This window comes from Streptomyces sp. RLB3-17 (assembly GCF_007113425.2).
Lineage (GTDB): Bacteria > Actinomycetota > Actinomycetes > Streptomycetales > Streptomycetaceae > Streptomyces > Streptomyces mirabilis_D.
The window spans coordinates 262,819-275,663 of record NZ_CP041610.2; the positions used below are offsets into that span (position 1 = coordinate 262,819).

Annotated in this window: 8 protein-coding genes and 2 pseudogenes; 7 read left to right on the plus strand and 3 right to left on the minus strand. The window is 67.5% G+C overall.

The genetic code is table 11. From position 1 onward, the window contains the following. Positions 1-972: 972 nt before the first annotated feature. From FNV62_RS01390 to FNV62_RS01410, 5 genes are all read left to right on the plus strand, one after another. Positions 973-2,175 (plus strand): tryptophan 7-halogenase, encoded by a 1,203-nt coding sequence (locus tag FNV62_RS01390; RefSeq protein WP_205523103.1) that lies wholly within the window; start codon positions 973-975, stop codon positions 2,173-2,175. A 289-nt stretch (positions 2,176-2,464) separates the two neighbouring features. Further along, the gene (locus tag FNV62_RS01395; RefSeq protein ID WP_144314465.1) at positions 2,465-3,706 is read left to right on the plus strand and encodes a cation:proton antiporter; all 1,242 of its coding nucleotides are present in this window, start codon (positions 2,465-2,467) and stop codon (positions 3,704-3,706) included. Between the two features lie 461 nt (positions 3,707-4,167). After that, positions 4,168-4,839 carry a tRNA-dependent cyclodipeptide synthase gene (locus FNV62_RS01400; protein WP_164657585.1) on the plus strand — a complete coding sequence of 224 codons (672 nt, stop codon included), beginning with the start codon at positions 4,168-4,170 and terminating at the stop codon, positions 4,837-4,839. Continuing rightward, positions 4,829-6,016: a cytochrome P450 gene (locus FNV62_RS01405; RefSeq protein ID WP_164657586.1), complete on the plus strand. Its 1,188-nt coding sequence runs from the start codon at positions 4,829-4,831 to the stop codon at positions 6,014-6,016. The genes FNV62_RS01400 and FNV62_RS01405 overlap by 11 nt, the downstream gene beginning before the upstream one ends. Beyond that, a complete protein-coding gene (locus tag FNV62_RS01410; protein ID WP_263986820.1) occupies positions 5,934-6,875 on the plus strand; it encodes a class I SAM-dependent methyltransferase in 942 nt (313 codons plus the stop codon). Before FNV62_RS01405 ends, FNV62_RS01410 begins: the two co-directional genes overlap by 83 nt. A 58-nt stretch (positions 6,876-6,933) precedes the next feature. Here FNV62_RS01410 and FNV62_RS01415 read toward each other — a convergent pair whose 3' ends face one another. Then, positions 6,934-7,287 carry a hypothetical protein gene (locus FNV62_RS01415; protein ID WP_225900081.1) on the minus strand — a complete coding sequence of 118 codons (354 nt, stop codon included), beginning with the start codon at positions 7,285-7,287 and terminating at the stop codon, positions 6,934-6,936. A gap of 246 nt (positions 7,288-7,533) precedes the next feature. Between FNV62_RS01415 and FNV62_RS01420 the strand changes: the two genes are divergently transcribed. After that, positions 7,534-8,685, plus strand: coding sequence for an IS630 family transposase (locus tag FNV62_RS01420; RefSeq protein WP_225900082.1), 1,152 nt, complete (start codon positions 7,534-7,536; stop codon positions 8,683-8,685). A 1,416-nt stretch (positions 8,686-10,101) separates the two neighbouring features. Here FNV62_RS01420 and FNV62_RS01425 read toward each other — a convergent pair. Continuing rightward, positions 10,102-10,971, minus strand: coding sequence for an esterase/lipase family protein (locus tag FNV62_RS01425; RefSeq protein WP_144314470.1), 870 nt, complete (start codon positions 10,969-10,971; stop codon positions 10,102-10,104). Between the two features lie 458 nt (positions 10,972-11,429). Here FNV62_RS01425 and FNV62_RS01430 point away from each other — a divergent pair. Then, positions 11,430-12,130: pseudogene (locus FNV62_RS01430) on the plus strand (2-phosphosulfolactate phosphatase). 19 nt (positions 12,131-12,149) lie between these two features. Here FNV62_RS01430 and istB read toward each other — a convergent pair. Continuing rightward, positions 12,150-12,758 (minus strand): annotated as a pseudogene (gene istB, locus FNV62_RS01435) (IS21-like element helper ATPase IstB); the annotation flags it as partial. Positions 12,759-12,845: the final 87 nt, after the last annotated feature.

Below are 12,845 nucleotides of genomic sequence, written 5' to 3' on the forward strand. Positions count from 1 at the left end.
GTTGTCAGCTTACGGATGTACAGGGAAACACTCCTCGATCGAGGGGCGGGAAGGACAGTCAGCACCTCGGCGTCAGCGCCGGACTACCGGACAAGCGACCGTCTTCTTGTTGACGAACGCTTCGAGGCTGGTCGCGGGGACACGAACTCGGGAAGATGACATTGCCGTTCGCAGGTCGACGACGGCAGTTCGCCTGATGCAATGAAGCGGCAGACAGTGCGGCGGTCAATGTCCAACGCGACGGCGACAGCAGAGATGGACGGCAGGATCCGACAAACCCGTGGCCGGACTCACGCCACCTCTCGTCACATCCTGCACTCCGACGTGGAAACGATCACTCACGGGGCGAGGGAACGGCAAGCCACTCGTTCGGGTGTTTCCGCACGTCAGAGTGGCCAACGTCGCAGATTCAACCGGTGCGACCCGGTAACGTTCCGTGGCGTTGGCCGAGGGGGTCCCTCCGCGGACGGTCATTTCCTCGCAGCCGCTTTCGCCGAGCTGCGCTCTCAGAGACGGCTGAACACGCCCTTCGAGATTTCCGCTTCTTCGCATCTGGATCAGGAGTCCACGATCATGAACCGGTTGGCGCGCCCTGAACGCCGCATCTTCCTGGACTTGGCAGTGTGACGCACCTGGACTCGATCATGCTGCCGTCGGGGCTGCTGTTGGGCTGAGGCTTCCCTGGAAACATTCCCGCTGGGCGAAAGCACGCAGCGGCCTGGAGTTCGGCCGCCGGTACCTCCCCTTCATGGCTGCCGCCTGCCTCGGGCTGTTAGTCGGGATTCCGGCCGAAGCAGCCCTGGTCCCCTCGTCCGCAGCGTGTGCTGACTGCCGTGCTGTTCACCGCGGCCAACGCGGCTGTGTCAGGTCTTCCCCGAGGCCGCTCAACGCCCACCGACCTCCGGCACAGCAGACCCTATCCACCATGAAGCCGACAGGAGTTACGAGATCAGTATCGACGAGCAGTACGACGTGATCGTGGTCGGAGGCGGACCAGCAGGGGCGGTGACAGCCGGCCTGCTGGCCAAGGACGGCCGCCGGGTGCTGTTGCTCGAGCGAGAGAAGTTCCCCCGCTACCACATCGGGGAGTCACTCAATCCCGGTTTGGTGCCCGCACTGGAACGGATGGGCCTACGCGAGCGACTGGACGAGATCGGATACCTGCGCAAGTACGGAGCGACGTTCGTGTGGGGCGCGGGCGTAGAGCCCTGGGACTTCCGCTTCAACGAAGGATCGCCGTACGAGTACGTGCATCAGGTGCGCCGGGCCGACTTCGACGCACTGCTGCTGGCGCGGGCCAGGGAGCTCGGTGCGGTCGTCGTCGAGGAGGCGACCGTCAAGGACATCGTCCAGGACGGCGAACGCGTCACGGGCGTGACCTACCAGACGAAGGCAGCGGTGACCCCGCGGACCGCGCGATGCCGGATGCTCGTCGACGCCTCGGGACAGCAGCACCTGCTGGCACGCCGGTTCGACCTGCTGAACTGGCACGACGACCTGCGCAACATCGCCGTGTGGTCGTACTGGCAGGGCTGCGAACTCTACGCCGGCAACCGGGCGGGGGACACCCTCGTCGAAAACCTTCCCGAGGGCTGGATCTGGTACATCCCCCTGGCCGACGGCACGGTCAGCATCGGCTACGTGACCCCTGTGGAGCAGTACAAGAAGGCAGCCCCCCAGAACGCGGAGGCATTCCTTCACGAGCAGCTCACCCGTACCTGCGAGGTCAGCCGTCTGACCCGGAACGCGGTCCAGGTCAGCGGCGTGCGCACCATCAAGGACTGGTCGTACCAGGCGACACGCTTCCAAGGTCCGGGGTGGGCCCTGGTCGGGGACGCCGCCGCGTTCGTCGACCCGCTGCTGTCCTCGGGCGTGACGCTCGCAATGCGAGCCGCCGAGCGTCTCGCCGATGGCCTCGGGCGCGTCCTGGACCACCCCGAGTCCGAAGAGGAGGTGCTCACCCGGTACGAGAAGAACTACCAGGAATTCCTCGGCGTGATCCTGGAGTTCGTACGCGTCTTCTACGACCGGACCCGGCTCAAGGAGGAGTACTGGGACGAGGCCCAGCGCGCCATCGACCCCGACGCGTTGCTGAACAGCAAGGTCGACTTCGTCACCCTCATTTCGGGGCTCTTCGGCACCGCCGAGATCTTCGACCCCGTCGACGTGCCGTAGCGCTCCCACGAGGCCACCGCGGGAATCCTTCAGAATCTCTGGCCACGCCCCCTGAGGGTGACCGACGATGGGCCTCGCCGACACACGCGGGGCCCGTCCGACCGTACTCCCGTGCGCCGGTGTCGCCCCGTCATATTGAGGGCATTCTCGATGACGACCCTGCTCCGCATGAACAGGGTGATCCCCGACCCGTTCGTGGGTGCGCTGCGGGGCGTCGGTGTCGGCGACTTCGCGGTCCCGGCTGGAAGCAGGGCTCTGCTCATATGATCGGAAGCATAGGAACTCTTCCATGACCGGAAGCACCGTCGCAGACTTCTTCCTGGCCCTCTCGCTCGTCCTCGGAGCCGCCCACTTCTTCGGCGGACTTGCCCGCCGCGTCGGCCAGCCTGCCGTTGTCGGAGAGATCTGCGCCGGACTGCTCGCCAGCCCCATGGTCATCACCACCGCCGGTGCTGAGGCCGTCCTGCCCGTCGAGGTGAAGCCGCTGCTCGGCGCTCTCGCCAATGTCGGGCTGGCCACTTTTATGTTCCTCATCGGCTACGAGCTCGACGGTGGCTTCCTGCGCGACCGCCGCGGCGCGGCCCTAGGTGTGGCCGTCGGATCCGTCGTCGTCCCGCTGGTCGCGGGCGTCGCGCTGGCTGTTCCGCTGGCCGACACGTACGCCCCTGGCAATCACACCGCATTCGTCCTCTTCGTCGGTGTGGCGATGTCGGTGACGGCCTTCCCGGTACTGGCCCGGATCCTCGCCGACTGCGGTCTCAACCGGCACTCGGTGGGCAGCCTCGCCCTGGCTTCTGCGGCGATCGGTGACCTAGTCGCTTGGATCGGCCTCGCGGGCGTCGTCGCGTACGCCAGTTCCTTCGGCCAGTGGCAGATGGCGCTGTTGCCGGTCTATCTGGTGCTCATGCTCGCCGTGGTACGCCCCGTCCTCGGTGCTGTCGTGCGCCGCGTCCAGGACCGTGACCGGCCCGTCGAACGGCTGATACCGCTGCTGGTTGCTGGTCTGATGCTTTCCTGCGCCGCCACGGAGTGGCTCGGGATCCACTTCATCTTCGGCGCCTTCGCCTTCGGCGCGGTCATGCCGCGCAACGTGCTCGGCACCCTGCGCACCCAGATCATGCGGCAGATGGAGCAGGTTGGGCACATCCTGCTGCCGCTGTACTTCGTCGTGGCTGGCACCAAGGTCGACCTGTCCACCTTCACTCCGGCCTCGGTGCTCACCCTGATCGCCGTCATTGGCGTGGCCGTGCTCTCCAAGGCGGGCGGAGCGTATGTCGGTGCCCGACTGTCCGGGCTGGCACACTCGGTGGCCATGCCCATCGCCGTCCTGATGAACACCCGTGGGCTCACCGAGATCGTCATCCTGGCTGTCGCACTGGAGAAGGGCCTGATCGACCAGAGCTTCTATTCGATGATGGTGGTCATGGCCGTCGTCACCACCGCCATGACCGGCCCGCTGCTGAGACTCCTCGGCGTACATCTCCGGCCAACAATGGGGTCGAGACCGGCACCCAGCCTCGAACTTGGGTGAGCGCACGACCGTGCTGCGGTCCCCTGTGGGACGCTCACGCCGAACGGGCCCGGCCTCCTGCTGCACGGAACTACTGAGCATCAGCGCCTTCGCGCGGCGAGTGGGTCTCGCTACGAGCGCCCTGCGTTCCTACGACGGTTGCCGTGTCCTTCCGGGCCGGCTGGGCGTTGAAAGATCGACACGTGCAGCACTTGAACTCGCGTCGGGCCAACTGTGCATTGAGCCCGGCTCGGGCCTGCTGTGCAGTGGCGTCCCCTGTCCCTGCCCGGCATCGGGGCCGCAGGGCAACTCCCGGTTCCCCCGAACCGTGTGAGGGATATCGAGGTGAGCTCAGAAGGGACATACCTTTGTGCCGTGACCGCGATGCGGACACCAACAGCTCAGGTGACTTCGTCTTCTCCCCCGCCCCGCGCCACGCTGGCGCTGACCCGGCTGCTGCGCAGACAGTCGTACGGATCCGGGTGCACCGGGAGCGATGCCGTCGAGTCCTGGAGAAACGCCACTGCGCGGTGCTGGGGCTTTCCCCGTTCAACTCCTTCTTCACCCCACGGACCATCCGCCTTCTGGTGGCCTGGGCCGACGACTGGTTCGACCAGGTGGAGATCCTGTTGCCCGGCTACGAGGCAGCGTACGGGCAGATCGCTGCCGGGATGGCGCCGCGCGCCGCGGTCCGTCACACGTTGCACGCGGTCAGGACACTGCGCGGGGCCGCCAAGACAGCACTCGCCCGGGTGGGCCGCGAACCGCGGGTCCACACCTGGACGGCCAAGGCCGCCCATCCGCACTACCAGGCTCTGCACCGGGCAGGCATCGACGCCTTCCACCGCGAGCCCCTCTTCCGTGACCTGTGCGAACAGAACGCGCGCGCCTACCTCCGCACAGTAACCGACCGAGTCCCCGACGCCGATACAGTCGCCCGCAACGTCGACTACATCCTGGCCGAAGTTCCCTACTTGCTCGATGTCGCAGGCATCGTCGACGCCGAGAGCGCTGTCTTCTGCTACCCCAAACCCTGGCCTCTCCAGATGGCCCTCTTCGACGGCCACGTGCCCACACTCGTTCCCGCAGACCGCCACGGCTACGCCCAGGTCACCTTGGATGCCGTACAACCGGAGGGTCCACATGAGCGCTGACATCCTCGACTGGCCTCTCCCCCCTGGCCCGCACGGCACGCCACCGCCCCTGTACGAGACGCTGCGCAGAAAACGACCCGTCTGCCCGGTGCGCATGCCCTCCGGCGAGGTCATGTGGCTCCTGACCCGCCGGGAAGACATCTGCGCGGTCGCCACCGACCACCACCGCTTCACCCGCAACCTCACCTATCCCGGCGCGCCCCGCATCGCCGGCGAGGACTTCAACAGCGTCAAGGGCGGCATCTTCAATCTCGACCCGCCTGACCACACCCGCATCCGCACCATCCTGACCCCCTACTACACACGCGCCGCAGTCACCCGCTACGCCAGCACGATCCGTGCCCTGGCTCACACCCTGCTGGACGAGATGATCCAGGGCCCCAACCCGGCGGACCTGATGACCGGATACGCCGAACCGCTGGCCCTGCGATTCAACTGCGACATGCTGCGCATCCCCCTGGAACTGCGCTCCCGCTACCTGGAGTGCTTCCGCACCCAGACCTCCCAGACCGCCGACGGTGCCACCATCGCGGACGCTACCGCGCAGATCAGCGCCCTGGCCCGCACCGTGGTCGACACCCACGACGGCACGGTCACGGCCGAGCACCCCATCGGTGCCCTGCTAGCCGCCCGAAGGGAGGGGACCATCAGCGAGGAGGAGCTCATCGGCACCGTCGACTACCTCATGGTCACCGGCGTCGACCCGCTCATCTCACCCACCGGCACCTTTGTGGTGACCGTGCTGCGCCACCCGCGCTACCACCACGGCTTGGCCGCCGACCCCGACCGCTGGCCCGCCACGATCGAAGAGCTCCTGCGCTACCACCACAACGGCTACCTCTCCAACCCTCGCGTCGCCACTCAAGACATCACCCTGCACGGTCAGACCATCCACGCCGGACAGGCCGTCATCACCCCGTTCCTGGCCGCCTGCTGGGACCCGGACCGCTATCCCAAGCCGGGCAAATTCGACCCCGGCCGCAGCACGGACGGCTCGCTGACCTTCGGCCACGGTGCCCATTACTGCCTCGGCTCCAGCCTCGCGCGCCTCTACCTGGACATCGCCCTGCGCGAACTCTTCGCTCGACTGCCGGATTTGGCCCTCGCCGTCGACGACATCCCCTGGGACGAGAACATCCTCTTCACCCGCCCCGCCCTACTGCCCGTCACCTGGTGAAGCCTGCAAGGAGACCGCTGTGGACAGCGCATTCGACAACCTGGCCCCGGCCTACGAACGCACCGCCCAGCACATGCCGTTCCGCGAACATGTGGAGGCCCACAGCCTCCTTGCCGTCATCGGCGACATCACCGGCCAGGCCGTCCTCGACCTGGGCTGCGGATCCGGCCTGTACACCCGCCGCACCAAACAGCTCGGAGCTGCCCGCGCCGTTGGCATCGACAGTTCCCACGGCATGCTCGACCACGCCCGCCGCCTCGAACAGCAAGCCCCTCTGGGGGTGACCTACCTGCACCGCGACGCAGCCCACCAGGGACCGGACCCGATGACCGATCACGCCTTCGATCTCGTCATCGCCATCCACCTGACCCCCTACGCCACCACCCACGACGAACTCACCGGCATCTGCCGCACCGCCCGCAGGGCCCTGCGCACCAACGGCGGCCGTTTCGTAGCGGCATGCCTTAACCCTGACTTCAACACCACGCCCGGCTGGTACCACCCCTACGGCTTCGATCTGACCTGCACTAGCACCGCAGAGGGCGCCCCCGTTACCCTCCACGGTCACCTCCCCGGCCAGGAATTCCGCCTCACCGGCTACTACTGGTCCACCCACGCCCACGAAACCGCCCTGGCAGCCGCCGGCTTTGACCACACCACCTGGCACCGCCCCACCGTCTCCCCCCAAGGCGCCCGTCTCCACGGCGCCCCCTACTGGAAGCCGTACCTCGACTTCCCACACACCCTCATCACCGAAAGCACCGTCCAGCCGACACCACGGCCTACCGGCACGGAGCAGCAGGCCGGTACCGAAAACCTCGGTTCCCGTGTCTCCGCCCGGACGCCGCCCCTTGGTTGAAGCGGCTGCCAGGAAGCGAGACACGGCATCTGCGGACCAGCATTGTCCAGGTCGGGCCTCATAGAAGGGCCGCACCCGCCTCGATCATGTCGCGGCCGAGGCGCTTCATCTCGTACACGGTGACGATGACCCGGCAGTGCCGGGCGTGCGCCTTGACCTCCTGCGCCGTCCTCAGCGCCTCCTCGAACCCGGGCAGGCCCGCACGCGGGTGCTGATCTTCTCGCTGTAAATCTTGGCCCTCGGGATGCCGCGTTCGCTGAGCGTGTCGAGCTGGGAGTCGAGTTCCTGCCCGAGCGTCGAGCCGCGGGCGTAGCCCGATGCGGATGTCGGCGCTCGACAGGTCCGGGTCGATCGGCGCGGGGTGCCGGGGCGCCGCGGCCGGCACCCGCAGCGCCTTCTTCAGCCGGGGCACTTGGTGAAGCGGCGGGTGTGGCAAGTGGAGGCGACCGCGCCGCCGCGCGGTCCGCCGGGCGGTTCTTCGCCGCAGCCTCCGACCTCACGGTCGGTGGGCCGTCATACGTGCCAGTCACTACCCGCTCTTCCTGTCTCCTTGAACGTCCAACGAGGTGGAAGAAGGAGCGGGGGACAGTCGAAATCGCTCAGGCTTATCAGCCTGCTGCTGGATCCAGGGGACAGGCACTTGTCCATACGCGCTGCCGTGGCAGTGGTGTTGACCGCCGCCGAGCGCCACCGGCTGAAGAAGATGGCTTACGGTCACAAGACTCCACACCAAGCCCGGCAGCGTGCCTCAGTCGTCCTCCTTGCGGCACGTGGCCTGGGTAATGCCAGGATCGCCGCCGAGACCCAGCTGCACGTGGACACGGTCCGGACCTGGCGCGGCCGGTTCGCCCATGGCGGGCTGCCGGCCCTGGCCGACCGCAAGCGCTCCGGGCGCCCCGCCCGTTTCACCCCTGTGCAGGTCGCCGAGGCCAAGGCACTGGCCTGCCAGTTACCCGCCGAGACCGGCGTACCGCTGTCGCGCTGGTCCTGCCCTGAGCTGGCCGCCGAGCTGACCGCGCGCGGGATCACCAACACCGTGTCCGCGTCCACGGTGCGCCGCTGGCTGCGGGAGGACGCGCTCAAGCCCTGGCAGCACCGGTCCTGGATCTTCATCCGTGACCCGGACTTCCGTGCCAAGGCCCAGCGTGTCCTGGACCTGTACACCCGCGCGTTCGACGGTGTCCCGCTGGGCGAGGACGAGTACGTCGTCTCCAGCGACGAGAAGACCTCCGTCCAGGCCCGCTGCCGCTGCCATCCGACCCTGGCCCCAGGCCGGGCCCGGGCGATGCGCGTCAACCACGAGTACGGGCGCGGCGGCGCGCTGGCCTACCTGGCCGCATACGATGTCCACCGCGGGAAAGTCTTCGGCCGCTGCGAGCCGAAGACGGGGATCGTCCCCTTCATGAGCCTGGTCACCCAGGTCATGACTACCGAGCCCTACGCGAGCGCCAGACGCGTCTTCTGGATCGTAGACAACGGCTCCTCCCACCGGGGGAAGAAGGCCGTCGACCGTCTGACCACGGAGTTTCCGAACGCGGTCATGGTCCACACCCCCGTACACGCTTCCTGGACAAACCAGATCGAGATCTTCTTCTCGATCGTCCAGCGCAAGGTCGTCCAACCCAACGACTTCACAGACCTGACCCAGGTCCGGGACCGGCTCCGAGCGTTCGAAGACCGCTACAACGCCACGGCACAGCCATTCCAGTGGAAGTTCACCACCTCCGACCTGGACGATCTACTGGCCCGACTCGACCGACACACACCCGCCGACCGACAAGAAGAATCCTCCGTCGCCCTGGCAGCCTGATCAACCCCCGAAGGACTTACGAAGCCGACCACTTAGTCCGCAGAGACAGGACTCACCCGGCCGTTGTCGGTGGTCATGCAACTTCCAGTGGGAGTGTCACCGTCCCCGCCCATGGCGTCCGTTAGTGTGCCGAGCGGGCGGGCGGCCCGGAGCGGCGCCCTCCTGCTGTGCTGGAGCAGCGTCGGGTTCCCCATGAAGAATCTTGACGATTCCGCTGGGGAATGACGTGGCGGTCCACAGACCGTCACGCGATGCCGATGGCGACGGCCACGTCAGCGACGCCCGCGCTGACGCCACCCGGGGTCGGGCATGCTGTCGACCACCTGTGCCGAAGCAAGCCAGCGGCGAGCGCAACGGACTGCTCGCAACCGCGGCCAGCTGCCGAATGCGCCCCGGAAGCCGGTGGCCAGCGTTCGCCCGCGGCGGACGCCGGCCAGGTGTGTCTGACAGTCCCTGCGCGCGGCCGCCCCGCGCGGGCGGCGAGGGCGAACGCGGTCGCAGGGGCGTCCGCCTCCGTGACCTCTGCGGTCTCCGCCGCCTCGGCTGCCGGCTCCTCGCCTTCAGTCGGGGTCGCCTCGGGTTCCTGTTCGGTGTCACTCATGTGTTCACCTCCTTCCAACGGCGCACAGTTAAGGAGTCCCGACATCGGTCGCACGGGAACCAACGAGATCCAGAGCGCACACTTTCACGCGTTTTTTGCCTTTTGTCCTATTCCTCAAAGGTGAGGATATCCACGGGCCCTGGGCTAGAGATGCGGGCGCGAGCACCAGGCGACGGGAGTCTGCTCCGGCGAAGCCCTCTGCGTGACCTGAACGAGGGGGCACCGCAGCGTTCCGACGACAACAACGGCGCGCCACGGTCCTGCGGAGATGCCCATGTGGGCTCCCACCAGCGGCCCCCTCGGCCCCATACCCTCGACCCCATGACCCCGGACCGCTCGGCTCCCTGAAGCAGGCCACGCGCAGCCGACCCTCACGTCGGCTGCGGCTTTCGACCGCTCGTTCAGGTTGGCGGGTCTTACGCCAGCGGTGCTCCCGGTCGATCCCGCTGCGCCAGCCAGGCGGACACGGCATCGCGCTCGCGTCGCTCGGCCGAGGCCGCGGCGGCCTGCGCGGCATTGCGCCGGGCGCGGCCCGCACCTTCGGGCGGGTCAAGGGCACGCAGGCCGCGGACAGCCTGCCCCCGACGGCGCGCCGCAGGTGCTCTAGCGGGAATCGGTGACCCCGGTGGGCCAGCGGCATACGTCACTGGCGTGGTCTCCGAGGCCCGGAAACACACCGCCCCAGACGCCGTCGCACTCCTCGCCACCGACCGGTCTGCGCCGTGCTCCGTCTGACGGCTGGGACAGACCGCTCGCATCGCCGCCTTCACCACGGGCCCGGCACAGGGACGGTCCGCTCGCAGGGCTGCTCCCGCTCAAGCTGCGGCCAGGGGCTCGGCGACGTGCGCATCGCGGAGCACGCGGCAGACCTCGCCGACGACCCTGCCGTGCATGGGCAGCGAGACGTGACCGACAGCCCGCACGGGGACGTTGCTGACCTGAAGGTCGGGGTGGTCAAGCCTGGCGTTGGCGGTGGGGACGATCAGCTCGTCGAGGTCACTGTGGAACGCAACGAAGCGGGTTCCACAACCGGGAGCGGGCCCGGCCAGCTCCACGAGCACGTCGCTGCCGGGGCGGAGCTGCCGGATCGCCTGATTCGGCAGCGGCACCATCGCGGCCAGCGTGCCGTGGTGCGGGGAGCCCAGAGTGACCAGCGTGTGTACGCGAGCGTCACCGCCCATGCGCTGCACGTAGTAGCGGGCGACCACGCCTCCGAGGCTGTGGCCGATCACATGGACGCGCTCGTGCCCGCTGGCCTCGCAAACCCGCTCCACCTCGTCTGCCAGCAACCGCGCGGCGCTGCGGACGTCGTTGCTCAGCCAGCAGTAGTTCAGCTCGGTCACCCGGCGAAAGCCCGCTTGCCGCAGGCCGCGTCTCAAGACGTGGAAGATCGCCCGGTTACTGCCCATCCCGTGTACCAGCAGAACTGGGCTGTCTGCGCCGATGGCAGGAAAAGGCATAGTGCCGTCCGGCGGCGGCCCCAGGCGGGATCGGACCGTGTGGCGCTCCTCGCCCATGCCGGACGGGTACAGGGCCAGCGCCGCGATGATCGCGGCCACCTCCACGGCGGCGCCGAAGACGGCTCCGGTGAGCGCGCGGACCGGGAGCAGGCTCCCACGGGAAACCGACCGCCCGGCCCGGCCCAGAAGGGTCACTCCCGTGCTGCAGGATACGAAAGGAAGCATCGTACGACTCCTTACGGCGCACGGGGTGTGCGCAGTCGGATCCAGGCCGGGAAACGCGCCCCGCCGCACGGAGAAGGCTCCACTCGGAGCCTGCGCTCGAAAGCCGCCGCCAGCGGCAACCGGCCAGTTATGCGGTCCGCTCAAACGGATTTCGGGAACGTTAAACGGATTTCGTGGACGTTAAGCCGAAGTTCCCGGTGTCAGCAATAGATAGGTGACCCACCTCACGTCGCCACGGTTCACCATGTCTGAATTGCCGCGAGAATTCCCATTTAAAGTGGGGTGGCTTCGTTGATCTCCAGGAGCAGCGTTTGTCAATTGGTCCCGGAGGCAGTTGGTGATCGGCAGAGGCGCGGATGTCGATGCCAAGTGACGGCACCGCCGTGTCCCAAGACTCGGTGCGGGTCGCTGAATAGCCCGATGGCGGGTGCGATGCGGGCCTCGGCGAGAATTGCGAGATGGATCATCGTTTCCTCGGTATTCCGGAGCTGCCTGACGTTCCGCGCGTTGTGGTCGTGGTCGACGTGATGCGGGCCTTCACCGTTGCTGCCTGGGCGTTCTCGCGTGGTGCCGAGAAGATCGTCCGTCCGACGCTGAGGCACTGGCCCTGAAGGAGAGCCGTCCGGGTTGGCTGGCCCTGAAGGACGGCGCCCCGGCAGCGGGCTGCGGCACGGTGAACTCACCCGGTCTGATCAGGTCGCTCGACCTGGTCGGTCGCACGGTGGTGCAGAAGACGACGGCCGGAACCGTCGGCGCGCTGGCCGTCGCGAGTGCGCCGCTGGTCCTGCGCGCGAGTTTCGTAGTGGCCCGCGCGACGGCGGTGTTCCTGAAGACCGATGGTTCCGGGCCGGTGACGTTCGTGGTCACCGGCGACGATGGCCAGGCCGCTGAGGACCTGGCCTGCGGTGAATACATCGGTCGGCATCTCGCCGGAGGCGATGCCGAAGTGGCCCCGTATCTCCACCGTGCGAGGACTTCCCGGGCAGCCGCCGACCTTGCCGACGGAGTGCGACGCGGATACCAGGGTGTTCATCCCGACGATGTCGACCTGTGCCTGGAGGTGGACAGGTTCTCCTTCGCAATGGTTGCTCGCCAGGAAGATTCTCTGACCGTGCTGCGTCCTGCCGCGGCGCCTGACGAGTCAGCCGAGGCCCGCTGACCTGCTACCACTGCCGGGGTCATCCAGCTTTGGCGGGCTGCTCAGCTCGGGCGCGGGTGGTGGCGAGGCGGTAGGAGTCGGTGCCGGTTTCGATGATGGTGCCGTTGAAGGTGAGTCGGTCGACGATGGCCGCGCGGAGCCTGGGGTCGGTGAAGGTCTTGGTCCAGCCGCCGAAGGACTCGTTGGAGGCGATGGCGACGCTGTTCTTCTCCTCGCGTTCGGTCAGGACCTGGAAGAGGAGTTCGGCGCCGTGTCGGTCGAGTTCCATGTAGCCGAGTTCGTCAATGCAGAGGAGGTCGCCGCGGCCGTAGCGGGCGATGGTCTTGTTCAGCTGCTTTTCGTCGGCGGCCTCAACCAGCTCGTTGCCCAGCTTCGTCGCGAGCGTATAGCGGACCCGGCAGCCCTTCATCGCGGCCTCGGTTCCCAGAGTCATGAGCATATGGGACTTGCCGGTGCCGAAGTCGCCAATGAGGCATAGGGGTTGGCTCTTCTTGATCCATTCGCAGCCGGTGAGGGTGTGGATTCTGGCCGGGTCAATGTTGGGGTTGGCGTCGAAGTCGAAGCTCCGCAGGGATTTCTCCCGGGGGAAGCCAGCTGCCTTGATCCGCCTCTCCAATCTGCGCAGGGCTGTTGCAAAGTCGCATGATCTCGTGGGTGCCCTGGGTCGAAGTTGCCTCGACGCCATGTCCGTTGCCCCCTAGCGGTGTTACCGTCG